At 38.1% G+C, this 24,961-nt stretch carries 23 protein-coding genes; 17 read left to right on the forward strand and 6 right to left on the reverse strand.

The window, feature by feature from the left end; all coding sequences use genetic code 11:
- The first annotated feature begins 57 nt into the window (after positions 1 to 57).
- The 4 genes from IGK27_RS01650 to IGK27_RS01665 are packed head-to-tail and all read left to right on the forward strand — an operon-like array spanning position 58 to position 4,014.
- A complete protein-coding gene (locus tag IGK27_RS01650; RefSeq protein WP_002385348.1) occupies positions 58 to 1,164 on the forward strand; it encodes a glycoside hydrolase family 88/105 protein in 1,107 nt (368 codons plus the stop codon).
- Positions 1,165 to 1,184: 20 nt separating this feature from the next.
- Positions 1,185 to 2,192: a TRAP transporter substrate-binding protein gene (locus IGK27_RS01655; RefSeq protein WP_033626489.1), complete on the forward strand. Its 1,008-nt coding sequence runs from the start codon at positions 1,185 to 1,187 to the stop codon at positions 2,190 to 2,192.
- Between the two features lie 14 nt (positions 2,193 to 2,206).
- Entirely contained in the window at positions 2,207 to 2,683 is a 477-nt protein-coding gene (locus IGK27_RS01660) for a TRAP transporter small permease (RefSeq protein ID WP_002358409.1), read from the forward strand.
- A gap of 35 nt (positions 2,684 to 2,718) precedes the next feature.
- Positions 2,719 to 4,014, forward strand: a complete 1,296-nt coding sequence (locus IGK27_RS01665) for a TRAP transporter large permease (protein ID WP_002355306.1) — start codon at positions 2,719 to 2,721, stop codon at positions 4,012 to 4,014.
- Positions 4,015 to 4,161: 147 nt separating this feature from the next.
- On the opposite strand, the gene IGK27_RS01670 is transcribed toward IGK27_RS01665, so the two are convergent.
- Complete coding sequence (locus IGK27_RS01670) at positions 4,162 to 5,034, reverse strand: helix-turn-helix domain-containing protein (RefSeq protein ID WP_002355307.1); 873 nt, start codon at positions 5,032 to 5,034, stop codon at positions 4,162 to 4,164.
- 119 nt (positions 5,035 to 5,153) lie between these two features.
- Here IGK27_RS01670 and rhaB point away from each other — a divergent pair, with 119 nt between their 5' ends.
- The 6 genes from rhaB (at position 5,154) to IGK27_RS01700 (ending at position 11,100) form a co-directional block, all read left to right on the forward strand.
- Positions 5,154 to 6,665: a rhamnulokinase gene (gene rhaB / locus IGK27_RS01675; RefSeq protein WP_002364952.1), complete on the forward strand. Its 1,512-nt coding sequence runs from the start codon at positions 5,154 to 5,156 to the stop codon at positions 6,663 to 6,665.
- Complete coding sequence (gene rhaA, locus IGK27_RS01680) at positions 6,662 to 7,948, forward strand: L-rhamnose isomerase (RefSeq protein ID WP_033626488.1); 1,287 nt, start codon at positions 6,662 to 6,664, stop codon at positions 7,946 to 7,948. Before rhaB ends, rhaA begins: the two co-directional genes overlap by 4 nt.
- Positions 7,949 to 7,975: 27 nt before the next feature.
- Positions 7,976 to 8,824, forward strand: a complete 849-nt coding sequence (rhaD, locus tag IGK27_RS01685) for a rhamnulose-1-phosphate aldolase (protein WP_002391529.1) — start codon at positions 7,976 to 7,978, stop codon at positions 8,822 to 8,824.
- Positions 8,821 to 9,132: an L-rhamnose mutarotase gene (gene rhaM / locus IGK27_RS01690; protein WP_033626487.1), complete on the forward strand. Its 312-nt coding sequence runs from the start codon at positions 8,821 to 8,823 to the stop codon at positions 9,130 to 9,132. Before rhaD ends, rhaM begins: the two co-directional genes overlap by 4 nt.
- 251 nt (positions 9,133 to 9,383) lie before the next feature.
- The gene (locus IGK27_RS01695; RefSeq protein WP_002358417.1) at positions 9,384 to 10,262 is read left to right on the forward strand and encodes an AraC family transcriptional regulator; all 879 of its coding nucleotides are present in this window, start codon (positions 9,384 to 9,386) and stop codon (positions 10,260 to 10,262) included.
- Between the two features lies 1 nt (position 10,263).
- On the forward strand, positions 10,264 to 11,100 hold the full coding sequence (locus tag IGK27_RS01700) for a sugar phosphate isomerase/epimerase family protein (RefSeq protein ID WP_002355313.1): 837 nt from the start codon (positions 10,264 to 10,266) through the stop codon (positions 11,098 to 11,100).
- A gap of 82 nt (positions 11,101 to 11,182) precedes the next feature.
- On the opposite strand, the gene IGK27_RS01705 is transcribed toward IGK27_RS01700, so the two are convergent.
- Together IGK27_RS01705 and IGK27_RS01710 are read right to left on the reverse strand one after the other, a co-directional pair.
- Positions 11,183 to 11,383 (reverse strand): hypothetical protein, encoded by a 201-nt coding sequence (locus IGK27_RS01705; protein WP_002355314.1) that lies wholly within the window; start codon positions 11,381 to 11,383, stop codon positions 11,183 to 11,185.
- Between the two features lie 105 nt (positions 11,384 to 11,488).
- Positions 11,489 to 12,970, reverse strand: coding sequence for a peptide MFS transporter (locus tag IGK27_RS01710; RefSeq protein ID WP_002355315.1), 1,482 nt, complete (start codon positions 12,968 to 12,970; stop codon positions 11,489 to 11,491).
- A gap of 816 nt (positions 12,971 to 13,786) precedes the next feature.
- Here IGK27_RS01710 and IGK27_RS01715 point away from each other — a divergent pair.
- Entirely contained in the window at positions 13,787 to 14,386 is a 600-nt protein-coding gene (locus tag IGK27_RS01715; protein ID WP_002355317.1) for a LysM peptidoglycan-binding domain-containing protein, read from the forward strand.
- A 69-nt stretch (positions 14,387 to 14,455) separates the two neighbouring features.
- Here IGK27_RS01715 and IGK27_RS01720 read toward each other — a convergent pair whose 3' ends face one another.
- Complete coding sequence (locus tag IGK27_RS01720; protein ID WP_156190052.1) at positions 14,456 to 14,836, reverse strand: PaaI family thioesterase; 381 nt, start codon at positions 14,834 to 14,836, stop codon at positions 14,456 to 14,458.
- A 110-nt stretch (positions 14,837 to 14,946) separates the two neighbouring features.
- Here IGK27_RS01720 and menB point away from each other — a divergent pair, with 110 nt between their 5' ends.
- The 6 genes from menB to menC are packed head-to-tail and all read left to right on the forward strand — an operon-like array spanning position 14,947 to position 22,291.
- A complete protein-coding gene (menB, locus tag IGK27_RS01725; protein WP_002385329.1) occupies positions 14,947 to 15,816 on the forward strand; it encodes a 1,4-dihydroxy-2-naphthoyl-CoA synthase in 870 nt (289 codons plus the stop codon).
- A gap of 4 nt (positions 15,817 to 15,820) precedes the next feature.
- Complete coding sequence (locus IGK27_RS01730; protein WP_002387679.1) at positions 15,821 to 17,278, forward strand: o-succinylbenzoate--CoA ligase; 1,458 nt, start codon at positions 15,821 to 15,823, stop codon at positions 17,276 to 17,278.
- Positions 17,275 to 18,642, forward strand: coding sequence for an isochorismate synthase (locus IGK27_RS01735; protein ID WP_033626486.1), 1,368 nt, complete (start codon positions 17,275 to 17,277; stop codon positions 18,640 to 18,642). Before IGK27_RS01730 ends, IGK27_RS01735 begins: the two co-directional genes overlap by 4 nt.
- Positions 18,642 to 20,375, forward strand: coding sequence for a 2-succinyl-5-enolpyruvyl-6-hydroxy-3-cyclohexene-1-carboxylic-acid synthase (gene menD, locus IGK27_RS01740; protein WP_010777377.1), 1,734 nt, complete (start codon positions 18,642 to 18,644; stop codon positions 20,373 to 20,375). The genes IGK27_RS01735 and menD overlap by 1 nt, the downstream gene beginning before the upstream one ends.
- Positions 20,363 to 21,187: a 2-succinyl-6-hydroxy-2,4-cyclohexadiene-1-carboxylate synthase gene (gene menH, locus IGK27_RS01745; protein WP_002387682.1), complete on the forward strand. Its 825-nt coding sequence runs from the start codon at positions 20,363 to 20,365 to the stop codon at positions 21,185 to 21,187. Before menD ends, menH begins: the two co-directional genes overlap by 13 nt.
- The gene (menC, locus tag IGK27_RS01750; RefSeq protein WP_002373222.1) at positions 21,188 to 22,291 is read left to right on the forward strand and encodes an o-succinylbenzoate synthase; all 1,104 of its coding nucleotides are present in this window, start codon (positions 21,188 to 21,190) and stop codon (positions 22,289 to 22,291) included.
- Between the two features lie 56 nt (positions 22,292 to 22,347).
- Here the strand turns inward: menC and IGK27_RS01755 are convergent, their stop codons facing one another.
- Together IGK27_RS01755 and IGK27_RS01760 are read right to left on the reverse strand one after the other, a co-directional pair.
- A complete protein-coding gene (locus IGK27_RS01755; protein ID WP_002355326.1) occupies positions 22,348 to 23,046 on the reverse strand; it encodes a glucosamine-6-phosphate deaminase in 699 nt (232 codons plus the stop codon).
- 251 nt (positions 23,047 to 23,297) lie between these two features.
- Positions 23,298 to 24,824: an AMP-binding protein gene (locus tag IGK27_RS01760; protein ID WP_002373224.1), complete on the reverse strand. Its 1,527-nt coding sequence runs from the start codon at positions 24,822 to 24,824 to the stop codon at positions 23,298 to 23,300.
- Positions 24,825 to 24,961 lie beyond the last annotated feature (137 nt).

Consider the following 24,961-nt stretch of genomic DNA (forward strand, 5'->3'; position numbering starts at 1 on the left):
AAAAAATGAAAGCGTTTCATTTGCGCTGGTGGGATGGAAAAGGAGTTTTGATTGCCGATGATTATTAAACAGGAACAATTCATACCAAAAGATACAGTAGAAACAACGATTGACTTATTAATTAGAAATTTAACAACGATTAAAGATAACACAGGTGAATTTCTGTTAGATTTTGATGGTTTAAAAGTTGATGACAAAAGTTGGACGATTTGGAACTGGCCGCAAGGCGTTGGGTTGTATGGTATATATAAGAATTATCGAAATACTAAAAGTGAAAAAGCTTTACAAGTAGTTAACGACTGGTTTGAAGGTCGGATGCAAGAAGGCGCGCCGCCTAAGAATGTGAATACGATGGCTCCGCTTTTAACAATGGCTTATCTATATGAAGACACTAAAGACTCTAAATATATACCTTACTTAGAGCAATGGGCGGAATGGGTGATGGAAGAAATGCCCCGAACGAATGAAGGGGGCTTGCAACATGCGACATATGGACCAGAAAATAAAAATCAATTATGGGATGATACGTTAATGATGACTGTCTTACCTTTGGCAAAAATTGGTAAGTTGTTGAATCGACTCGATTATTTGGAAGAAGCAAAGCATCAATTTTTAATCCATATTAAATATTTACAAGATAAAAAAAGTGGTCTATGGTATCACGGTTGGACTTTTGAGGGAAATCATAACTATGCGGAAGCACTGTGGGCAAGAGGGAACTGCTGGATTACGATTGCTATTCCAGAAATTATTGAAATCTTAGAGTTGCCAAAAGGAGATAGTTTACGGGAATTTTTATTAAGTACCCTCAATGCGCAAGTGGCAGCTTTAGCGAAATACCAAGATGAATCTGGTTTATGGCATACATTAATTAATGATTCAAATTCGTATTTAGAATCTTCTGCTACAGCGGGATTCGCTTATGGGATTTTAAAAGCGGTTCATAAAAAATATATTTCTTCTGAATATGAAGAAGTGGCAAACAAAGCAATTGCTGGCTTACTAAATGAGATTGATGAAACGGGAGAAGTACAACATGTGTCAGTTGGTACAGGAATGGGTGATAATTTAGATTTTTATCGCACAATTGGAATGACAGCGATGCCTTATGGTCAATCATTAACAATCCTATGTTTGACTGAATTGCTTGTTTCTTATTGCTAGAAAAGTAAGGAGAAAAGTTCATGAAAAAAAGAAAGGTTTTATTTACAGCAGTTATGGTATTGGAAGGATTACAGTTGCTAAGTGGTTGCGGCAAAACAGAAGCTTCGGCAAGTGATACGGTAGTCTTGCGCTATGCGTATGCTAGTAATAGCCAACCAGTTATCGATTCTATGAAGAAATTCGGTGAATTGGTAGAGGAAAAAACAGATGGTAAAGTTCAAATTGAATACTTTCCAGATGGTCAATTAGGGGGAGAAACAGAACTAATTGAATTAACACAAACAGGTGCAATTGATTTTGCAAAGGTCAGTGGATCAGCATTAGAAAGTTTTTCTAAAGATTATTCTGTATTTGCCATTCCGTATATTTTTGATAATGAAAAACATTTTTTTAAAGTAATGGATAATCAAGCGCTAATGCAACCAGTATATGATTCTACAAAAAAATTAGGATTTGTTGGTTTAACTTATTATGACTCTGGTCAACGAAGTTTTTATATGAGCAAAGGGCCTGTTACATCTCCAGATGATTTGAAAGGTAAAAAAATTCGGGTCATGCAAAGTGAAACCGCCATCAAAATGGTAGAACTTTTAGGAGGTTCGCCAGTACCTATGGGTAGTTCGGAAGTATATACTTCTCTACAATCTAATCTAATCAACGGTGCAGAGAATAATGAGTTCGTTTTATATACAGCTGGTCATGGTGGTGTGGCTAAGTATTATTCTTATGATGAGCATACTCGAGTGCCAGATATTGTGATTATGAACGAGGGGACAAAAGAACGTTTGACAGCGAAACAAGAACAAGCGATTGAAGAAGCAGCAAAAGAATCGACCGCTTTTGAAAAAACGGTCTTTAAAGAAGCAGTTGAAGAAGAAAAGAAAAAAGCACAAGCAGAATATGGCGTTGTGTTCAATCAAGTAGACAGTGAACCATTCCAAAAACTTGTTCAACCGTTGCATGAATCATTCAAAAATAGCTCAGAACATGGCGAACTGTATCAGGCTATTCGCCAGTTGGCGGACTAATTAAGGAGGTAATTATGACAGGTTTTAGAAAATTTTTAAATCGACTTTTAGAAATACTTGGATCAATCATTCTTGCTGCAATGGTTTTGGTCGTTTTGTACCAAGTGTTTGCCCGGACAGTGTTAAAAAATCCTAGTACCTTAACAGAAGAATTTGTTCGCTTTGCATTGGTCTGGCTGGCGATGTTAGCTTCTGCTTATGTGGTTGGAAAAAAGGGACATTTAGCAGTAACTTTGTTAAGTGAAAAATTACAAGGGAAACAAAAACGCTTTTTAGAATTTATTGTTCAATTGTTGTTCCTACTTTTTGCAGGAGTGATTATGATATTTGGTGGTTGGAATGGTGTAGTAATTACGTTAGGACAAATTTCACCATCTTTGGCAATTCCTATGGGTTATGTCTATTTAGCCGTTCCAGTAGCAGGTGTTTTGATGTTTATTTATAGTTTGATGAATTTGCTAGAGTTATTCACGCAATCAAAAGATTCTTAATGCGTTTATAGAAGAAAAAGAATAGGAGTAAAAATATGGCTTTAGAAGCAGGCATTATCTTATTTGTAGTTTTTGCAGTCTTATTGGTAGTTGGTATGCCAATTGGTATGAGCATTGCGGCATCTTCAATTGCAACATTGTTATTAGTAATTCCTTTTGAAGCAGCTGCATTTACCTCAGCTCAAAAAATGGTCTCTAGTTTAAATAGTTTCTCTCTCGTAGCAATTCCGTTTTTTATTTTTTCTGGCGTGATTATGAATAATGGGGGAATTGCCCAAAAGTTGGTAAATTTTTCTATGTTATTTGTTGGTCGTGTTCCCGGCGCGCTAGCACATACTAATGTGTTAGGGAACGCATTATTTGGTTCGATTTCTAGCTCTGCAATTGCAGCATCTACTGCTATTGGTGGCGTGCTAATTCCGCAACAAGTAAATGAGGGCTATGATCGGAAATTTGCAACGGCTGTAAATATTGCCTCTGCTCCTACAGGAATGGTTATTCCACCAAGTACAGCGTTTATTATGTATTCATTGGTGGCTGGTGGGGCCTCTATTTCTTCTTTATTTTTAGGAGGTTATTTGGTAGGTTCTTTGTGGGCGTTAGGAATTATGGTGGTAGCCTATGTTATTGCAAAACGTCATAATTATCCTACTGTGGCAAAAGCAAAAAAAGGAGAAGTCAGCAAGGTTCTGCGAGAAGCGGTTCCCAGTGTATTGTTAATTGTCATTATTATTGGCGGTATTTTGACTGGGTTATTTACAGCGATTGAAGCATCAGCAATTGCTGTCGCATACTCATTATTGATTTCAATGTTTTACTACAAAACAGTGAAAATAAACGATTTACCTAAAATGTTAAAAGAGGCTGTCTTGATGAGTGGAACCATTATGTTCTTGTTGGCAACTTCTTCAATGATGTCTTTTGCGATGGCTTTTACAGGGATACCAGAAGCAATCAGTACAGCTATTTTAGGAATCACAGACAATAAATACTTAATTCTACTATTAGTAAACGTTGTCCTATTGTTTGTGGGAATGTTTATGGATGTTGGTCCAGCTATTTTGATTTTTACGCCAATCTTTTTACCAATTGTTATGAATGTTGGGGTGGATCCAGTTCATTTTGGTTTATTTGCGATTATGAACTTGTGTGTTGGTTCAATTACACCACCTGTTGGAACAGGATTATATGTTGGTGCTAGTGTTGGGGGTGTTAAAGCTGAGCAAATGCTGAAACCACTAGTTCCATTTTATCTGGTAATCTTAGCAATTTTACTTTTAATCACATATGTACCTGAACTTGTCATGTGGTTACCAAATCTAATTTCTTAATTCAATACAAATTGTCTAACAACCCCAATTGAGCGAAATATAAGTTGTTCAATCAACTAGATTTGGTAATTTACTATAAAATATTGAGTTTAGGAGGCATAGAAATAAAAAATCTCTCTATGACGTTATGTGTCATAGAGAGATTTTTTAGAAGCCACTTTTACGGTATTGACTAGGAGTTAATCCAGTTCGCTTTTTAAATAATCGACTAAAGTAGGCATAGTTTTCTAAACCAACATCTACAGCAATTTCTTTCACTGTTTGATTAGAATAGCGTAGTAAATCTTTTGAATAAGAAATTTTTTTACTAATTTGATATTTAATTGGCGGTAATCCAATGTATTTGGAGAACTCTTTGTTCAATTGATATTTATTTAAATGAAAGAGTTGAGCCAAGTCTTCTAAAGAAATTGTTTCTTTGAAATGTTGATCAATGTAAGCTTTCATTTCCAAAACCAATGATGGAATCGTTTCGTAGGTAAAGTCTTGACGATACTTTTGCAACAATAATTCGTTCAGTAATTGATGAATTAAAACGGAAGACTGGTAATCAGTTTGCGCATGTTGTAAATCTTGTAATTGTAATAGCTGCTGAATGATTAAATGAATAGGATTATCTTCTGGAAGCTGATTAGTGGAGAAAACTGGTGAACCATTTTTCATAAATTCTTGGAAAAAAGCACCAGAATTTCCTCCTTCAAAATGAATCCAGTCCATTTCCCAAGGATCTTCGCTGGTTGCTTGATAGTATTGATAATCCCGACAGTCAATAAAGAATAAATCACCTCTCTGTAAGCTGTATGTATGATAACGATAGCGTAATTCCCCAGTACCATTTAGCGTGAATTTAATTAAGTATGATGGTAAATGTGCCCGCTCCGTATAATAAGGGCGCGAGGCTTTAAACTGTCCAATTTCCTGTATGTAATAAAAAAGTGTGCGACTTTTGCTGCTAGGTGTCAAAATATGTCGCTTAGAATCGTCTGACCAAGAGTAGTCGGCTTTTTCCCAATAATCCATAAGAACCTCCTAATTACCAAGATAGTACAATTATATCTCAAAATTGTGAGAGGTGAAAGCGCTATTTTTTGTTTATGATGAATACATAAAGTTAGTCTAACGTACAAAAAATAAAAATAGTGAAAGGATTGACAACTATCAACAAAGTGAAAAAAGAACAAGTTGAGAAACGAACCTATTTAGCGGTTGATATTGGCGCTTCTAGCGGTCGCATAATGAAAAGTCAACGCTTAGCGAATGGTCAGATAACAATAGAAGAAATTCATCGTTTTAAAAATGGTTTTCATCAAAAAGATGGGTATCAGCGTTGGGATATGGCTAGTTTAGTTCATGAGTTACTGCTTGGTCTGCAAAAAGTTAAACAATTAGGTATCAAGGAATGCTTTATTGGAATTGATACTTGGGGTGTTGACTATTGTCTGCTGGATCAATCTGGACAACTTTTGGACGAACCGATTGCTTATCGAGATGGACGGACAGAAGCAGCTGTAACAAATTTTTCAAAAGGCTATTCATTAGAAAAATTGTACCAACAAACGGGGATTCAAGTTCAACCTTTTAATACCATTTTTCAGTTATTTGTAGAGGAAAAGGAACGTTTGGCTGCAGCCAGTCAATTGTTGTTAATCCCTGATTACTTAGGTTATGTCTTTACTGGAAAAGCAGTCATCGAAGCAACCAACGCCTCCACCACGCAACTGTTGAATGCTGGAACGAAACAATGGGAAAGTGAATTACTGGATTTCCTAGGAATTGATGAAACACTATTTCCAACATTAGTAGAGCCGGGCACGATTTTAGGCGACCTGCAAACAGCGGCTTTTCCAGACTATGATTTACCAAATGCAACGTTGATTACGATAGCTAGTCATGATACAGCTTCAGCAATTTTAGGTACGCCAGGCATTGGCGATGACTGGGCGTACATTAGCAGTGGTACTTGGTCTTTATTAGGCATTGAAACGACTGTTACAACAATTTCTGCTGAAGCTTTCCAAGAAAATTACACGAATGAATGGGGCGCCCAGAACACAATTCGTTTCTTAAAAAATATTATGGGTATGTGGCTAATTCAAGAAGTGGCACGGCACCAAAACTACCAATATAGCTATGCTGAATTGGCCGCCTTAGCTGAAAAAGAACCAGCATTTCAACAATTTATTGATGTAAATGATCCTCGTTTTTTAAATCCGGGAAATATGATTACTGAATTACAAGCCTATTGCCGTGAAACACAACAAACAGTTCCTGAAAGCCCTGGTGAACTCGCTCGTTGTATTTATGATAATTTAGCATTGTGTTACAGCGTAGAACTAGAAAAATTAGCTCAATTAACAGGAATCGAACGGAAAATTACAACTTTACATGTTGTCGGTGGTGGTTCCAATAATCGTTTATTGAACCAGCTAACTGCGGATGTTGCTAATGTTACAGTGAAAGCGGGACCTGGGGAAGCAACTGCTTTAGGTAATCTTTTGATGCAGATGATTGCAACAGGTGAACTTAAAGATATTCCAGCAGCTCGTACTTGTATCCAAACATCTTTTCCCACGGAAATCTATCAAGCAAATCCAATTGATTCAACAATAAAAAATCGCTATCAAGCATTTATGAAAAGGAGCTCATTATGACAACCATTACACAAAAATATGAAGAAGCGAAAGAAAAATATGCCAGTATTGGCGTAGATACCGAAGCTGTATTGGAAAAAATGGCTGATGTCAAAATTTCAATGCATGTGTGGCAAGGAGATGATGTGAGAGGCTTCTTAAGTGAGGATGAACTTTCTGGCGGTATTTCAGTTACAGGGAATTATCCAGGCGTTGCTCGAAGTCCCCAGCAACTACGTCAAGATTTAGAAAAAGCGTTTTCTTTAATTCCAGGAAAACACAAATTGAATTTGCATGCTATTTATTTAGACACAGAGGAAAGGGTAGATTTAAACGAACTGGAACCAAAGCATTTTGAACCATGGGTGACTTGGGCAAAAGAAAATGGCTTAGGATTGGACTTTAATCCAACCTTTTTCTCGCATCCAATGTACCGCGATGGCTTTACTTTAGCTCATCCGAATCCGCAAGTTCGAGACTTTTGGATTGAGCATGGGAAACGTTCACGAAGAATTGCTGAATATTTTGGAAGAGAATTAGGACAAGTAGCTGTCAATAACTTTTGGGTGCCAGATGGCTTTAAAGATAACCCAGTTGATCGTTTAACGCCGAGAAAGCGGCTAATGGCTTCGCTAGATGAAATTTTTTCAGAGGAAATTGATCCAGCTTATACAGTCGATGCGGTGGAAAGCAAGCTCTTTGGGATTGGTTCAGAAGCCTATACAGTTGGGTCTCATGAATTTTATATGGGCTACGGTTTAACGCGGAATAAATTAATTTGTTTAGATGCTGGTCATTTTCATCCAACAGAAGTGATTTCTAATAAGTTATCTTCATTATCCTTATTTGGCGAAGGAATGCTATTACATGTCAGTCGTCCAGTTCGCTGGGATAGTGACCACGTTGTCATTATGGATGATGAATTGCAAGAAATTGCCAATGAGTTAGTTCGTAATGATTTATTAGGAAAAACACACGTGGGCTTAGATTTCTTTGATGCCACAATCAATCGTGTTGCCGCTTGGGTGATTGGCACCCGCAATACACAAAAAGCGTTAATGAAAGCGATGCTTGAGCCAACAAACGTCTTAAAAGAAGCTGAATTGATAGGAGATTTTACCACACGTTTAGCCTTAACGGAAGAGTTAAAAGACTTTCCATTTGCCGATATCTGGAACTACTACTGTCAAGAAAATCACGTACCTATCGGCTTAGATTGGTTAACGGATGTTCAAGAATACGAAAAAGTGATTTTACCAACTCGTCAATTGCCAACAGGTAAAGATAGTTGTCGTTTTTCATAAAATTAACAAACGAGAGGAACTTCTAAAATGAAAAAAATGAACGTGTTACAAGCACCATTTGTGGAAGAAATGGTCAAAACGACCAAAAATTTATATCGTTTAGGTTGGGATGAACGAAATGGCGGAAATATTTCGTATTTATTAAAAGAGGAGGAGATTTTACCTTTTCTAAATCCAACACAAGTGCTCCGAAAGATTCCAATGAAATTTGATGCAACGAAATTAGCAGGAAAATATTTTATCGTGACAGGCTCAGGAAAATATTTTAAAAATGTCTGTGATGCACCAAGCGAAAACTTAGGGATTTTACGAGTTAGTGAAAATGGCCAGGAATTAGAACTATTGTGGGGCTTAGAAGATGAAGCTGTGCCAACGAGTGAATTACCTAGCCATTTTATGAGCCATATTGCTCGTTTAGCTGTTGATCCAGAAAATCGCATTGTCATGCATAATCATGCGAGTCATTTATTAGCAATGAGTTTTACCCACGAATTAGATGAAAAAGTCTTTACTAGAACATTATGGCAAATGTGTACCGAATGTTTAGTAGTATTTCCAGACGGTGTTGGTATTATTCCGTGGTTGGTTCCTGGAACGAATGAAATTGGTGCAGCAACGGCTGAAAAAATGAAAGAATCTCGTTTGGTTTTATGGCCGCAACATGGTATTTATGGTACTGGCCGTGATATGGATGAAGTATTTGGTTTAATTGAAACTGCCGAAAAAGCCGCTGAAGTGTACACTTATGTTTGTGCGCAAGGAGGCGTTCGCCAAACAATTTCAGATGCAGATTTATGGCGCTTAGCAGAAGCGTTTGGTGTGACACCGAAAGTTGGCTATTTGGAAGAGAAAGTATCAAAACGGAGAAAGCTATGATAAAAAAAGCCTTTTGTATGCAAGTATATCCTGATCAACATGCCGAATATCAACGACGTCATGAGGAGTTATGGCCAGAAATGCGTCAAATGCTGAAAGAACATGGGGTAATTAAGTATCAAATTTTTTTAAATACTGAAACCAGTACACTTTTTGGTTATTTAGAAATAGAAGATGAAGCTCGCTGGGAGCAAATAGCACTGACACCAATCAATCAAAAATGGTGGAACTATATGGAAGATATTATGGAAACAAATCCGGATTGCTCGCCGGTGACGGCTGAATTAAAAAAAGTTTTTGAACTATAATTTAAAATAGAACAGTTTGTTATAGTGAATCGTATGATTGTACACAAAACAACTTACTTGAGTAGAGTTGATTTCAAGGGATTGTTCTAGAACTTACAAAGAAAGCCTTTGTGGTAACGGCTGTTCCAGAAAGAAATAAATTGTACCAACATTAGCTGTAACTGTTTATTCAAAAAATAGTTAACTTCTAAAAAAAGAGGTGAATCTTGTTGAAGAGTGTAAAAGAAATCCGGAAATCACAAGTAAATAGTATGATTTCAGATCAATATGAGATCTTTCATGTAAAAGATATGGTTAGTCCAGAAAAAACCATCTATCATTACCACGATTTTTATGAAGTCCATTGTACGTTAAAAGGGGTAGCAACGTTCTTTTTAGATGGACATCAATTTGATGTTGAAGCAGGGACCGTTTTACTCATTCATTATCATGATTTACATCGAATTATTAAGCAGAGTACTGATGATTTTGAACGGATGTATATTTTTTTAACACCTGATTTTTTACAACAACGATCTAGTAAACGGACAAACTTGTCTGCTTGTTTTCAACATTTTGGTCAGCGTCGTAGTAAAGTTATCAAAGTGGATGTAGCAAAATTAGCAAACTACTTGACCCCGTTAGATCATTCTCCTTTGCCAGAAGAATATGGTGCGGATGTTCGTTATGAACAACAACTGTTAGACTTTTTAATTTACTTAAATCAATTAGTTCTGAAAGAAGAGAATGAGAGCCAACCAAAACAAATGATTGAAAATGAACGAATTGAAGCAATGATTACCTACATTTCTCAAAATTTGGATCAACCATTAACCTTAGAACAGATGGAAAAAAATTTTTTTGTGACTAAGTATTATGTAACGCGGGAATTTAAGAAACATACAGGATTTACTTTCCATCAATTTGTGCTGAAAAAGAAATTACTTTACGCTAAACAGTTATTAAAAGAATATCGCAGTGCTAGTGATGTTTACCTGAAATGTGGATTTAAATCATATCCACACTTTTTGAAATCCTTTAAAAAAGAGTTTAATATGACACCAAAAGAATTTTTGGTGCAACATAAGAATAATCAGATCATTCATTTTGATCATTACGAAGAATCTATAAAGAAAGTGAGGCTTGAATAAAATGTTGACACTTGCAGTACGTGCCCATGATGTTGGCACCAAAATATCTCCTGTGGAATTGGCTAAAAAAATTGCTGAAACGAACATAACTTCAATTCAATTTGCCTTAGGTATTTCTTATCCAGAATATGCAAGTGCTGCTGTTCTATCTCCAGGACTAGGAAGCCAATTGAAGAATATTTTCGAAGATGAAAAGATTACGATTAGTGTCCTAAGTTGTTATATTAATCTGATTCATCCAGATTTAGAAGAGCGAGAAAAACGACTTCATCAATTTGAAACATACATTCGTTACGCTTCAATGTTTGGGGCAAAAATCGTTGCAACTGAAACAGGCAGTATATATGAAACGATTTATTACACTGAAGATAATTATACAGAAGAAGCCTACGAAGAAGTTTTATTTTCTGTTAGAAGATTATGTCGAGAAGCTGAAAAGTATGGGATAATTGTTGGGATTGAACCAGGAATCAATCATCCAATTCATACAATTGAAAAAATGCAACGATTGATTGACGAGGTTGCTTCAACTAATTTAGGCATTATTTTGGATCCTACCAACTTAATTCGAGTGGATATAGATAAAACGTATTTGGAAATAGTAGAAGAAGCGTTTGAGTGTTTTGGTGAAAAAATCGTTGCTTTTCATTTGAAAGATTTCATTATAAGAAATCAGCAGATATTTCCGGTAGCCATTGGCGAAGGGCAGGTACCTCTTAAAGAAACCATTCAATTTTTGAATAAACATAAGCCCGGACTGTTCACTATTTTTGAGGAAACACCATTTGAAAAAATAGCAAGTGCCTATCAAAAAGTTTCGCAATATCATTCCATTTAGATAAAAATGTGCAACAAAAAACATCTCGATTTTTTGAGATGTTTTTGTTGCTTAATAAGACAAAATATAAAATACACTTGCCTTAAAAACTCACATAAAAGAAAGAAGCAATCGCCACAGCAAATGAAATAATAGCAAACACTAAACTACTCCATAGTCCTAACAGAATAAATGGTGAGGTTCTTTTACCGCCCTCTTTCTTTAAGTAGGAAAATGTCCGTCCAGTAACAATGAATTGCCAGATACTAATCAATAAAAAAATACCGCCAATTAAGTAACGCATGTCCTCGTCCTCCTTCTATTTAGTATACCACTTGATGAAAACGTTATCAAAACGCTGTATAAAAAAGTTGCCTTTCAAAAAAGAGAAAGGCAACTTTTTGACGGTTTAACGGACGTCACCCATTAAGTTTTGGATTGGTTTTTTCACAATGAATAAGAGAATCCCAGCAACGACAGCTACAAGTCCGACAATCCCAAAATATGCTGACTCTGTTCCAGGTGTATAGAAACGAGCAATTTGAGCGTTAATGGCTTGTGAAGCGGCATCTGCTAATAACCAAATAGCAACGGTTTGAGCTTCGAAAGCTTTCGGTGCTAATTTTGTAGTAATCGATAAGCCAACGGGAGATAAACACATTTCTCCGACAATCATAATGAAGAAACTAAAGAATAACCAAAGTGGACTCACCCGTCCTTCGGTACCATAAAGTAGACCTGGCAACATTAATAAGACGAAGGAAAGACCAGCAAAGACTAGCCCTAGTGAAAACTTCACAACGGTTGATGGTTGACGTTTACCTAGTTTTGTCCATAATGTAACAAAAATAGGGGTCAAAATAACTACGAATACAGGATTTAATGATTGGAACCAGCTAGCGGCAATCGGGAAGCCAAACAAACTCGTTTGCGTCCGTTCATTTGCAAATAGAGCAAGAATAGACGAACCTTGTTCTTCCAATGACCAGAAAACAATTGCTGCTAAGAATAATGGCAAGTAAGCCAGAACTTTTGGTTTTTCTTCAGCAGTGACATCTTTAGACGTTAACATTTTGCTGAAATAATAAACTGGTAACAGGATTCCTAACACGCTGATGGTATTAATAAAGAAATCAATTGTTAAATGTCCTGTGACATAGGCGCCACCAAAAATAAGTAAAGCAACGACAATTGCCAACATAAATGCTTTAGCAAATTTCTTTTGCTCTTCTTTAGACATTGGATTAGTTGGGGCCTGACCAATCCCAGCAAGAGATTTACGTCCTTGGAAATAATATTGTAGTAGCCCGAAGAACATCCCTACTGCGGCAACTGAAAAGCCTAAATGATAATTATATTCTTGTCCTAAAGTTCCGACAACAAGGGGAGCGATTAAGGCTCCGATATTAATCCCCATGTAAAAAATGGAGAAGCCTGCATCTCTACGTAAGTCAGTTTTTGAATAAAGATGACCAACCATCCCTGAAACGTTTGGTTTTAACATCCCAGTCCCAAACACAATCAACATAATAGAAACGAATAAGGCGGGGACACCAAATGGGGTAGCGAGAACAATATGTCCAGCAATGATTAGCAAACCACCAATAAAAACAGTTTTCCTTGAACCTAAGACACGGTCAGAGACCCAACCGCCAATGATACTGGACATGAAAACCATTGATCCATAAATGGACATGATGGCTAAGGCAGTTGCTTTGGGGAGACCTAAACCGCCATTGGCTACGGTATCGTAAATGTAATACATTAGAATAGCACGCATGCCGTAGTAACTGAAACGTTCCCACATTTCTGTGAAGAACAGTGTTGCTAGTCCTTTCGGTTGTCCCAGAAAGGATTTGTCTAATTTCTCAAGTTGTTCTTTGTCACTCATAGATAAAACTCCAATTCTTATAATATTCAGAATATTTGATAATAAAATGACTTAAATGTAGATTCATATATTTTATTACTCATAGATTGGAAAATAGAAAGATAAAAAACTGATTACGTTTTTAAATAACAAACGTTCGAATGATTATTTGTTTTTTATTCGTGAATTACAATAAAAATGAATATTTATTCTGCTTTATTTTCAATACTTTGTTTTCACAGTCGTTTTAGCTGTTCTTTTTTTGAATAAGATTAAAATGAATAAATAACAAGCAAAATATAAGATTTTTTTGTTTAACTCTTTTTGTTTCAATAGGAAGTGCTTAGTGTTTTTTCAGAATCAAAAAATGAATACGACAAAAAATTTAACTATATATAGAAGGAAAAATAAAAATAGTGAATGATAAAAAAATTCAAAAAAAACACCCGTTCTTTTTAGGCCTGAGTTTTTGAAAAAAACATTCTCATGTCTAGTATCTTTAACATTTTGTTACTTTTTGACTGAAACGAATGTAAAAAAACCGACATTTAATGGCTAATCAAGGGTTAGAAAACGGTTTCTCGAAAATAAAATCCTGTTTTTTTAACTTTTTTTCGCAAAATATAAACAGGATAATATCAAGCTTCCAGCAGCTTTTTATTACAAAATGTAACAAAACCGACATTCTAGTAATAAATTGTCACGAGATATTCACCTACGGCCGGCCATTCGATGATAAAGTATGTGAAGTCGTTTCGATAAAGCGAAGCAGACGTGGTTGTTGCCGAGAGCTAAGAGCAACAATCAAATATTTTTAATTACAAAGGAGAAACATACATGAAATCAATCAAAACGATTTTACTTGGAACAACTTTGGCCGCAGGTTTAGGATTATTCTTAGGAACAGACGCAAACGCAGAAAGCTTATATACAGTTAAAGCAGGAGATACTTTATCAACAATTTCTCATCAATTTGCAGGAGACAATAGCTTAATTCAAAAAATTGCTTCTGATAACAAATTGCCAAACCTTGATTTAATTTTTGAAGGAGAACAATTAGTTATTCGTTCAGAAAAAGAAGTTGCTAATACTCCAGCACCAGCTGTAGAAGTTGCACCAGTTCAACAAGTAGTTGAACAACCTGTTGCACAACCAGTACAACAAGAAGTACAACAACCTGTTGCTCAAGAAGTAGCGCAACCAGCAGCACCTGCCGCAAGCAGTGATGCAAAAGAGTGGATCGCACAACGTGAATCTAGTGGTTCTTACGATGCAACAAACGGTCAGTATATCGGTCGTTACCAATTATCTGCCTCTTATTTAAATGGTGACTATTCACCTGCCAACCAAGAACGCGTGGCAGATCAGTACGTAGCAGGTCGCTATGGTTCATGGGATGCAGCTAAATCATTCTGGTTAGCAAATGGTTGGTACTAAAATTAAATAAACGAAGTAATCTAATTACTTATTAAAAACCATAAACAAAAAAACAGTAACCTGTAAAGATTACTGTTTTTTTTGTCGATTTGTTAAGGTACAACGCCCCACGCTCGTCAATTGGTGGTCTGCGTTATATATTTTTGCTTCCCAAACTTGAAGGGTCTTTCCCGAGTGATCGGGTGTCGCAATCACGGTAAGGCTACCATCATGGACACTACGAAGATGATTTACTTGTAAGTCTATGCCGACAGCAAAAGTGTTTTCAGGAACGTTTTCGTTCGCACCTAAACTACAGGCAGTTTCAATTAAGACGCCGTTTAAGCCCCCGTGGACAAGGCCATAGGGTTGTTTATGCACGTCTTTTACCGCTAAAGTAAGCTGACATTTCTCAGCAGAAACCTGTTGAATCGTGATGCCTAAATACTCTAAAAGATGAATAGTAATCAGTCCTTTCTAATAAAAGAGAGAATAAAAGGTTTTTTATTTATTATACAGGAATGAAGAAAATTTGAAATAGCCATGTTTTTTCTTAAAATTCAAGCGACTTTTTCTCTAAAGTGCCGATTCTTGTGTATAATAGAAAAGATGAGATTAATGAAGGAGGTTTCCTAATGAGAAACTGGACAACAATTAAAGAATATGATGAAATTTTATTTGAGCAAGCAGGCAAAGTAGCAAAAATTACTATCAACCGCCCGCATGTTCACAACGCATTCACACCAAAAACAGTCATGGAAATGATTGATGCATTCAACATTAGTCGTGATAAAGAAGATGTCGGGGTTATTATTTTAACAGGCGCAGGTGACCAAGCATTCTGTTCTGGTGGCGATCAAAAAGTTCGAGGTAATGGTGGTTACGTTGGCGAAGACAACATTCCACGTTTAAATGTGTTAGATTTACAACGGTTAATCCGTGTCATTCCCAAACCAGTCATCGCAATGGTGAAAGGCTGGTCCATTGGTGGCGGCAATGTTTTACAATTAGTTTGTGATTTAACAATTGCGGCGGAAAATGCTAAGTTTGGGCAAACAGGACCAAATGTCGGTAGCTTTGATGGTGGATACGGCTCAGGTTACTTAGCGCGTGTTATCGGCCATAAAAAAGCAAAAGAAGTTTGGTTTATGTGTAAACAGTATTCTGCTCAAGAAGCTTTAGATATGGGCTGGATTAATACAGTTGTTCCATTGGAACAAGTAGAAGATGTGACAATGGAGTGGGCAGAAGAAATGTTAACCAAAAGCCCGATTGCTTTACGGATGATTAAAGCCTCTTTAAATGCCGATACAGATGGCTTGGCTGGTGTGCAACAATTAGCTGGTGATGCGACACTTCTTTACTATACAATGGCTGAAGCACAAGAAGGCCGAGATGCATTTAAAGAAAAACGGACACCAGATTTCGATCAATTCCCTAAATTCCCATAAACCAATGACTTGGTTAAATAAACAAGTACAAAAACGTCCCGATCATCCTGCTTTTTATTTTCAGGATGAATCTTGGACGTTTTTAGAAGTGCAACAAGAAGTCAGCCATTGGGTAGCCACATATCAACAGGTGCTTGCACCAGAAGAAAAACGTGTGGCTTTATTCAGTAAGAACAGCAAAGAGTTGTATTTTTCAATTCTAGCCTTATGGGAATTGGGGAAAGAGTTATTATTTTTAAATACGCATTTGACACTTGCTGAACTGACTTTTCAGTTAAAAGATGCGCAAGTTAAAACGATTATTGGTGCGCCTGAAACGCAGGCTTTGTTAGAAGAAATTTCTTTTGTCGACGTTCAGCCAATGATTAAAAAACAGCATAGTCTTTCACATCAGGAGTTTCAACAGCCAAGTGACTTAGAGTCGGTGGCTTCTATTATGTATACATCTGGAACTACAGGACAGCCTAAAGGGGTCTTGCAACGGTTTAAAAATCATTTGGCCAGTGCTAGAGGCACTCAAGAAAATATGGGGATTACTGCTGAAGATTGTTGGTTGTGTGCAGTCCCATTATTTCACATTAGCGGATTGTCGATTGTTGTTCGACAACTCGTCTTAGGTTGTAGTATTCGCCTTTACGATAAATTTGATGAACAGCAAGTGACACAAGATTTACAAGAAGGCCGTGGAACCGTCATTTCAGTGGTTGCGACAATGTTACAACAATTATTGTCTGTCTATCCTGAAGCTGGCTACAGCGCCAGCTTTAAAGGAATGCTATTAGGCGGCGGACCGATTGCTCCGGATAAATTAGCGCAGTGTGAGGAAAAAGGGATTCCAGTCATTCAATCTTACGGGATGACGGAAACGTGTTCGCAAGTTGTTGCCTTGAAATTTGAAGATGCGGCACTGAAAATCGGCTCTGCTGGACAACCGTTAAAAGATATGCAAATCAAAATTGTTGATGAACTAGGACAAGAACAGCCAGAAAAGCAAGTCGGGGAAATTTTACTTAAGGGACCAAACGTTGTTTCAGGTTACCTTAACCAGCGTCAACCTGAAAAATGGACAGCAGATGGTTGGTTTAAAACAGGCGACATGGGCTATTTAGATGCACAAAGTTACCTGTATTTGGTTAGTCGTTTAAGTGAACTCATTATCTCTGGTGGTGAAAATATTTACCCCACTGAGGTTGAACAGGTGTTACAGGCGATAACAGGAATTAAAGCAGCGGCAGTTGTAGGAGAACCAGATGCGCAATGGGGAGCCGTCCCAGTTGCATATGTGATTAGTGACCAAGAAATCACCTTAGCGCAAATTCAAGACCAGTGTTCACGAAAACTGGCAAAATATAAACGACCGAAACGCATTTATTTTTGTCATTCTTTCCCGCAAACAGCAAGTGGAAAGATTGCCAAACATCGTTTCATGACAGAAGAAAGAGAGGCGTTTTTAATCAGATGAAATTGCCTGATGAATTACGACAAGCCTATCAGAAGAATGCCCGTCAGTTCAGTTGGGTTTTTCCATTAGAAACAGAACAAACAGCCTTGGCAATTTTTGCCGCTGGTGAAAAGGCATACCAAGGAGAACGTTTTTTTTGGCAAACGCCGAAAAAAGATTTTGCTTTGGTTGGCTTCGGATATGAAACTATCTTAAAAGGCGCAGAAACAGAAACGCATCAATTGAACAACTTTTTAAAAAAAGAGGCGGCAACTCGTTTTCAAAATATGTCTATTTCTGGTACGGGGGGCCTTCTGTTTGGCGGTTTGCCTTTTGATACAGAACAAACGCCTACTGAGGCCTGGGGAGAGTTAGGGGAAGGTTGGTTTTATCTACCAAGTATTCTATTTACTTTTTCAGGTTCACGTATTTATGGAACGCTGAACTTTTCAGGTTCTAGTGAACAAGAAGTCGAGGAACGTTGGTCGACTTTGGTGGCTCAGTTTGATCGCTTGTTAGCTACCTGTGAGGAGTTGCCAGCTGTAGCGGAAACAAAGATTGACAAGGAAGAAGTTGCCGTGACTGAATGGCTACAAGCTGTCAACGAAACAGTAGCAGTCTTAAGAGAAGATGGCCCTTTAAAAAAAGTGGTTTTGGCTCGACAACTTGCTGTGAGCAGTCCTGAAAAAATTCGAAGTAACCAAGTGCTCGTTAATTTAATGGCACAACAACAAAATACGTATTTGTTTGCTTTAGAAGCCAAAGACACAAGTTTCATTGGTGCAACACCAGAACGACTTCTGTTGGGTACTAAAGAAACGTTTGCGACCGCTTGTATTGCAGGAACCATTAAAACGGGTCAAACACCAGAAGAAACGAAAGCTTTAGGAGCGCAACTTTTACAAGACCGCAAAAATACCGGAGAACACCAAATTGTGGTGGAACGTTTAGCGAAAGAGTTGGCGAAGATGACGACTTCTGAAAACAGTATTCAAGCACCTATTATTTTGGAAAATCGAGATGTACAACATCTTTATGTGCCAATCTCGGGTCAACGTAAACCGGGAATTTCGTTCTTGGAAAGTGTGATGCAGTTACACCCAACGCCAGCTTTAGGTGGTGAGCCCAAAGAGTTGGCAGTCGAATGGATTCGACAATATGAGCCAGGGAGTCGTGGGTTATATGGTGCGCCAATCGGTTGGATTTCAGGGAATGATGATAGTGGCGAGTTCGCTGTGGCCTTGCGTTCAGGTGTCTTTGCTGGTCAGCAAGGCGTTCTTTATGCAGGTTGTGGTATCGTTGCTGATTCTCAAGCAGAGCTAGAAAGAGAAGAAACGAAAATAAAATTTCAACCGATGTTACGAGGAATTGGAGGGCAGGTTTAATGAATCATCAAGAAACAATGACCGATTATTTAATGGCCTTTATTGAAGGCTTAAAAAATAGTGGGGTTGAACAAGCAGTCATTAGTCCAGGGTCCCGTTCCACACCACTGGCTTTATTACTTCATCGGGAAACCGCAATCCAAACTTTTGTCGATGTCGATGAACGTTCCGCTGCTTTTTTTGCTTTAGGATTAAGTAAAGCGAGTCAAAAACCAGTGGTCTTACTTTGTACCTCTGGAACAGCAGCTGCAAACTATTATCCAGCAATTTGTGAAGCCAATATTAGCCATGTGCCTTTAGTCGTTTTAACAACGGATCGGCCGCATGAGTTACGTCAAGTTGGCGCTCCTCAAGCCATGGACCAATTACAAATGTATCAAAATCACGTGAAATTATTTGTTGAAATGGCTTTGCCAGAAGCAACAGAAGAGATGTTGAATTACGCCTATTGGCAAGGCGCTAAAGGAGCAGCTTTCGCGCAACAAACGCCTGCAGCACCTGTTCATTTGAATTTTCCTTTGCGGGAACCATTATTACCTGACTTAGAGAGAAAAACAAAGAGTTCTCAACAAACGGCTTTATTCGCTGGTCAATCAATCCTTTCTACAGAACAAGTGCAACAGCTAGCGGATCAATGGTACCAGAAAAACGGCGTTTTGGTTGTCGGTGGCAGTCATACAGAGGAAGAAGCGGCGTTATTTATTCAATTAGCCGAAGCTTTGCAATGGCCGTTACTAGCGGATCCTTTAGCAAACATTGTGACACATGGGCAAAATAGTGAAGTTGTTATTGCACACAGTGATCTGTTTCTAAATGTGGCGACCTTGCCACAAGAACCAGAAGTGGTAGTGCGTTTTGGTTCGCTGCCAATTTCTAAAAACATCATGTTATGGTTGAAACGCTTAGCAACGACAGAGACTGCTTTTTATTTTGTGGACGAAAATGGGCAATGGCAAGAGCAATTGAAAAAATCACAAACAGTTATTCAGGCAAAGGAAACCACGTTTGTAGAACAACTACTAACGGTTGTCAAACCAACAGAAGCGACTTGGTTAGCACAATGGCTCCTGCTGGAAAAAACGGTCTCTGAAGTTCTTCTAGAAACGCTGAACGCGACAGAATTAAATGAAACAACAGCCAGCTTAGCTGTTCACCAAACAATGAAAGAGAACGGTCAGTTATTTGTATCTAATAGTATGGCTATCCGCTACTTAGATCGATTTATGGATAGTCGCCCTTATCGGATGTTTGGAAATCGCGGCATCAACGGGATTGATGGGATTGTTTCAACTGCTTTAGGAATGAGTGCCGTAGCACCGACACAGCAAAACGTTCTACTGATTGGTGATTTAGCGCTATATCATGATATGAATGGTTTATTTTTGGCTAAACGTTATCAGTTGCCGTTAACAATTGTTTTATTAAATAACAATGGTGGCGGGATTTTCTCTTTTCTATCTCAACGAACTTTACGTGAGGACGATTTCGAGCCTTTATTTGGAACACCGCTTGATTTAGATTTTTCGTTAGTTGCTGAACTTTACGGTGCTTCGTACCAAGAAGTCAAAACAATCGCGGAGCTCAAGCAAATTTTACAAGCAGCGGCTGAAGAACCACAATTTCAAGTGATAGAAGTCAAAGGAAATCGCCAAGAGAATGTTCATTTGTACGAATCAATTTTAGCTGAAATTGGTAGACGAGTAGAAAGACAGGGGATTTCATGGAACGGTTAATTCGGGGGATGCAGTACCATTATCAATGGTTAACACCTTTTGATGCAAAGCGAACGACAGTAGTCTGTTTACACGGTTTCACAGGAACGTTAGCCACGTTTGCAGCCGTTTTTCCCAGTCAAACACCTTATAACGTTTTAGGCATTGATTTACCTGGGCATGGCGCGACTGCTAGTTTGGTAGCACCAGAGCGTTATACCATGAAACAGGTTTGCCATGATATTGCTGAACTAACCGAATCGCTAAATTTGCCTTGCTTTTGTTTATTAGGCTATTCAATGGGCGCTCGAACAGCTTTAGGTTTTGCATTACATTATCCACAAAAGGTACAGCATCTTTTATTGGAAAGTGGATCACCAGGTTTGGCCACTGCCGCAGAACGTCAGGCTCGGATCTGTCAAGATCATCGTTTGGCGGAACGTCTTTTAGAGGAACCGCTGGTGGATTTTATTGATTTTTGGCAAGAATTACCGTTATTTCAAACGCAAAAAGCTTTGTCTGTGGCACAGCAAATGGCCATTCGTCAGGAACGTTTGAGCCAATCGGCCTTTGGATTGGCTAGTAGTTTGTGGTATATGGGCACAGGAGCGCAAGAGAGTTACTGGGAACGTCTAGCAGAATTGCAGCCGATTCCTACCGATTTATTGGTAGGCGGCGAAGATCAAAAATTTATTGGAATTGCGAAAAAAATGCAGGCACGTCAACCGTTGTTGAGGCTGACAATTTTTCCTGAAGCAGGACATTGTATCCATTTAGAACAACCAACGATTTTCTATGAAAAGGTGACAGCGTTATTGGAAGGAGCTATCTGAATGAACATTCAATCAATTGAAACCTATCAGGTTCGTTTGCCTTTAAAAACGCCGTTTGTCACGAGCTATGGTCGCCTGGAAGAAAAAGCGTTTGATCTATTTGTAATAACAGATGAGCAAGGAAATCAAGGGTTTGGCGAATTAGTGGCTTTTGAGCAACCTGATTATGTGCAAGAAACGTTGGTAACCGAACGCTTCATCATCCAACAGCATTTAATTCCGTTACTTTTAACAGAAGCGATTGAACAGCCGCAAGAGGTTTCAACAATTTTTGAAGAAGTTAAAGGACATTGGATGGGAAAAGCTGCGTTAGAAACTGCCATCTGGGATTTATATGCCAAACGGCAACAGAAGAGTTTAACTGAATTTTTTGGACCAACGCGGAGGAAAATTCCTGTAGGGATTAGTTTAGGGATTCAAGAAGACTTACCTCAATTGCTTAAACAAGTTCAGTTAGCTGTAGAAAAAGGGTATCAACGAGTGAAGCTGAAAATTCGTCCCGGTTATGATGTGGAACCTGTTGCTTTGATTCGTCAGCATTTTCCTAACTTGCCTTTAATGGTCGATGCAAATTCAGCGTATACATTGGCAGATTTGCCTCAATTGCAACGTTTAGATCACTATCAATTAGCGATGATTGAACAGCCTTTTGCTGCAGATGATTTTTTAGATCACGCACAATTACAAAGAGAACTGAAGACAAGAATTTGTTTGGATGAAAATATTCGTAGTCTCAAAGACTGCCAAGTGGCGTTAGCATTGGGCAGTTGCCGTAGTATCAATTTGAAGATTCCTCGTGTAGGTGGGATTCACGAGGCGTTGAAGATTGCCACATTTTGCCAAGAAAATGATTTATTGGTTTGGTTAGGTGGTATGTTTGAGTCTGGTGTTGGTCGCGCATTGAATTTGCAATTTGCGTCACAGCCTACCTTTTCCTTTCCAGGTGATATTTCAGCAACGGAACGCTATTTTTATGAAGATATCATCACGGAACCTTTTATTTTAGAGCAAGGGACAATGACCGTGCCTCAGGGACTTGGTATTGGTGTTACACTTTCCCAGACGAATTTGCTAAAATACAGTCAGTATCAAAAAATCATGTAATGATAACAAAATTGCGCCTATGACTATGCAGAGAAGCATAATCTAGGCGCAATTTTTTATTTTTCTAATTGACTCGCTGCGGCTTCATCCAAGAGAACCGTTAAATTTGGATGGAGTTGAAGAATAGAGGCAGGATACGTTTCTGTGACAGGTCCTTGGAGCACTTGTTTGACCATCTGAGCTTTTTGTTCACCATTTACAATTAGGACAAGATGCTTAACTTTCATGATGCTGGCTGGCCCCATCGTAACAAAGGTCATGCCTGGCTGCATCATTTCAGGAACAAACCAAGGCTCTGAACCAGTGACGGTCACTTGATAGGTTTCGTTTTTAAAATGAGTGGTAGTGGGCATGTTCCCACAAAAATGACCATCTGCTCCTAAGCCAATTAACATCAAATCTAAGCCGCCTGCGTCAGCAATCCGTTGTTCTTGTTGTTGAAAGTTTTCAACAGTTAATGGATGGATGTTTTGCTCGGATATTTCCGCAGGTGTCAAATACAGCGTTCGCAAATCTGTCAGAGTAATGCCTTCCTTTTGATGAGGAACGGGGATTTCATCAAAGTTATAATAATGAACATTATCAAAGTCAGATGAATTTTTCACAATCGAGGCTAATTTTTGGTAAACAAGTGCTGGCGTTTTACCAGCGGTAATTGATAAATTCACTCGTTTATCTTGGCTCATCGTGCTTAGAAGTAACATTTTTGCCCATTCGCTCATCGTGTCGAAATCTTGTTTAATTAAAATTTTCATACTTGCTCACTCCATTCTTTGAATAAGCTAAGTATAATTTGTGGGAACCATCCCATGTCAAGCTCTTCACAAAAAGGATTTAATTAACGGTATGCAAAAGAAAGAGGAGCAGCCGTCAAAACGACGACTACCCCTCTTTTTAAAGCTTAAGATAACCTACAACGAGTTAACTTTTTAGCTTTCTGCTCCACTTGCTCCAACGCTGGTCTAAACGTTCTTTTGACCAACACTGTTTAACAAAGAATTTTATTTTATTGTTCTTTTAACCATTTTTCTAGTTGTAAACGTTGCACTTTCATAGTAGCTGTGTGAGGGATTTCGTCAAAAGCCATAATGATAGGTTCGTTTAAATGTGGTAAATCGGCTACTTGTGTCCACCAAGCGTCCCAATCCATTTCTTCCCCAGGGACAACCGCTAAAATTGGCTGAGGTTCATTTTCTTTGCCACGGACAATAATCACTTCTTCTAAGAAATCTAATGCATCCAATAAATGATCTTCAATAGCTAAATTACTGTCGATGTTTTCAATTAGATCTACTTGGCGATCTTTCAAGAATAAGTGGCCGCGTTCATCTAACATTCCGTAATCGCCGCTGTCCCACCATTCGCCGTAGACATTTTCTGCAAAGCGGGCATCTTCTTTGTAATATGTTAAGGCCCGTCCTTTTGATAAGAATTGGATATGGCCGTCCGTCATCGCAGGTAAAACTTGTCCTTTTTCATCAGTAATTCGAGCTTGTGTTAAATCCTCTAAACCAACACCCATGTCACGAGCATCTGAATCTTTTAGGGAGTCTAAAGTATGCGCTCGTAAGATCATTGGCCCGCATTCACTTTGTCCATAAACTTGTAGGAAAATTGGTTCATTGGCAGCAGATGCTTTTAAGAAAGCCACCATTGTAGCGTTGTTAATTGCATCAAAAGTAGAATGATAATAATGGACACTAGCGAAAGCTTCAGGTTTTTCTTTGGTCAAACGAACCCATTGAACGAAGTTATTGGGGTGTGTTTCTACAGCGATTGGTTGATAGGTGCTGAACATTTCAGCGACTTTTTCGCTCGAAGCATTTGCTAAAGGCATCATAGGGAAGCCCATGGCCATTAAAGAAGACACGCCAATGTTAAAACGAGAATGAACTGGCGAAATATGAAAGCCAACTAATTTCTTTTCAGCAATTTTTGTAAAAATGGTTTTTTGCCATTTTGTACGCCAACCCATAGAGTGATTGGAATGACAGATAAGTTTAGGAATACCTGTTGTTCCAGAGGTGTGGGTCATGTAGGCAATTTCGTCTTTAGTCAGTTCGTCTTGAGGAACTTCCGTGGCATCAGCTTCTAAAAGAGAAGCAACCGAAAGTTTTTTATTGGCAGAGCTGTTACGAACAGCTTGAACTTTTTCAGCAGTCACATCATCAAATAAAATATAAGGATCTTCTAAACGATCAACGAATACTTCAATTGTTTCAAAAGGTAAATGGTATGAAACCATTACAGGAACGGCTGCTAGATATGAGGCTGCAACAGCTAGTAAATACGTGTCGAATTTAGGACTTTTATAAATAATAATTTTGTCGCCTTTTTTTACACCTAAAGCGGCTAATTGATATGCCCGTTTCAAAATTTCTTGATGGCTTTCACCATAAGTTGTTTCTAAGCCAAGTGCAGGAAAAGCAGGCAAAGATTCATCAAAAATAATTGGAACAGTTGGTGTTTTTTCTGCGGCTTCTTGATAGTTTGTGTAGAGGTTTAATGGTTGATAATCAAGTAAGTGTGTCAAGGGAAAGTCTCCTTTGTAAAATAGTTTGTGTACAAATGTACAAGTTCACTTTATCCTATCATAGAATGGGTTCTTTTTCTACGTCAAAAATACAACGTTAAATGTTATTTTTTATTATTCACAAGCACAACGTTTGC

Source organism: Enterococcus sp. DIV0236 (genome assembly GCF_050558525.1).
Lineage (GTDB): Bacteria > Bacillota > Bacilli > Lactobacillales > Enterococcaceae > Enterococcus > Enterococcus faecalis.

Coding starts and splice junctions, on each gene's coding strand:
- menC (WP_002373222.1), top strand. CDS start 21,188: ATGAACATTCAATCAATTGAAACCTATCAGGTTCGTTTGCCTTTAAAA.
- IGK27_RS01670 (WP_002355307.1), bottom strand. CDS start 5,034: ATGGATTATTGGGAAAAAGCCGACTACTCTTGGTCAGACGATTCTAAG.
- IGK27_RS01755 (WP_002355326.1), bottom strand. CDS start 23,046: ATGAAAATTTTAATTAAACAAGATTTCGACACGATGAGCGAATGGGCA.
- IGK27_RS01655 (WP_033626489.1), top strand. CDS start 1,185: ATGAAAAAAAGAAAGGTTTTATTTACAGCAGTTATGGTATTGGAAGGA.
- IGK27_RS01735 (WP_033626486.1), top strand. CDS start 17,275: ATGAAATTGCCTGATGAATTACGACAAGCCTATCAGAAGAATGCCCGT.
- rhaM (WP_033626487.1), top strand. CDS start 8,821: ATGATAAAAAAAGCCTTTTGTATGCAAGTATATCCTGATCAACATGCC.
- rhaD (WP_002391529.1), top strand. CDS start 7,976: ATGAAAAAAATGAACGTGTTACAAGCACCATTTGTGGAAGAAATGGTC.
- rhaA (WP_033626488.1), top strand. CDS start 6,662: ATGACAACCATTACACAAAAATATGAAGAAGCGAAAGAAAAATATGCC.
- IGK27_RS01715 (WP_002355317.1), top strand. CDS start 13,787: ATGAAATCAATCAAAACGATTTTACTTGGAACAACTTTGGCCGCAGGT.
- menH (WP_002387682.1), top strand. CDS start 20,363: ATGGAACGGTTAATTCGGGGGATGCAGTACCATTATCAATGGTTAACA.
- IGK27_RS01730 (WP_002387679.1), top strand. CDS start 15,821: ATGACTTGGTTAAATAAACAAGTACAAAAACGTCCCGATCATCCTGCT.
- menD (WP_010777377.1), top strand. CDS start 18,642: ATGAATCATCAAGAAACAATGACCGATTATTTAATGGCCTTTATTGAA.
- IGK27_RS01660 (WP_002358409.1), top strand. CDS start 2,207: ATGACAGGTTTTAGAAAATTTTTAAATCGACTTTTAGAAATACTTGGA.
- IGK27_RS01700 (WP_002355313.1), top strand. CDS start 10,264: ATGTTGACACTTGCAGTACGTGCCCATGATGTTGGCACCAAAATATCT.
- IGK27_RS01695 (WP_002358417.1), top strand. CDS start 9,384: ATGATTTCAGATCAATATGAGATCTTTCATGTAAAAGATATGGTTAGT.
- IGK27_RS01650 (WP_002385348.1), top strand. CDS start 58: ATGATTATTAAACAGGAACAATTCATACCAAAAGATACAGTAGAAACA.
- IGK27_RS01705 (WP_002355314.1), bottom strand. CDS start 11,383: ATGCGTTACTTAATTGGCGGTATTTTTTTATTGATTAGTATCTGGCAA.
- IGK27_RS01710 (WP_002355315.1), bottom strand. CDS start 12,970: ATGAGTGACAAAGAACAACTTGAGAAATTAGACAAATCCTTTCTGGGA.
- IGK27_RS01665 (WP_002355306.1), top strand. CDS start 2,719: ATGGCTTTAGAAGCAGGCATTATCTTATTTGTAGTTTTTGCAGTCTTA.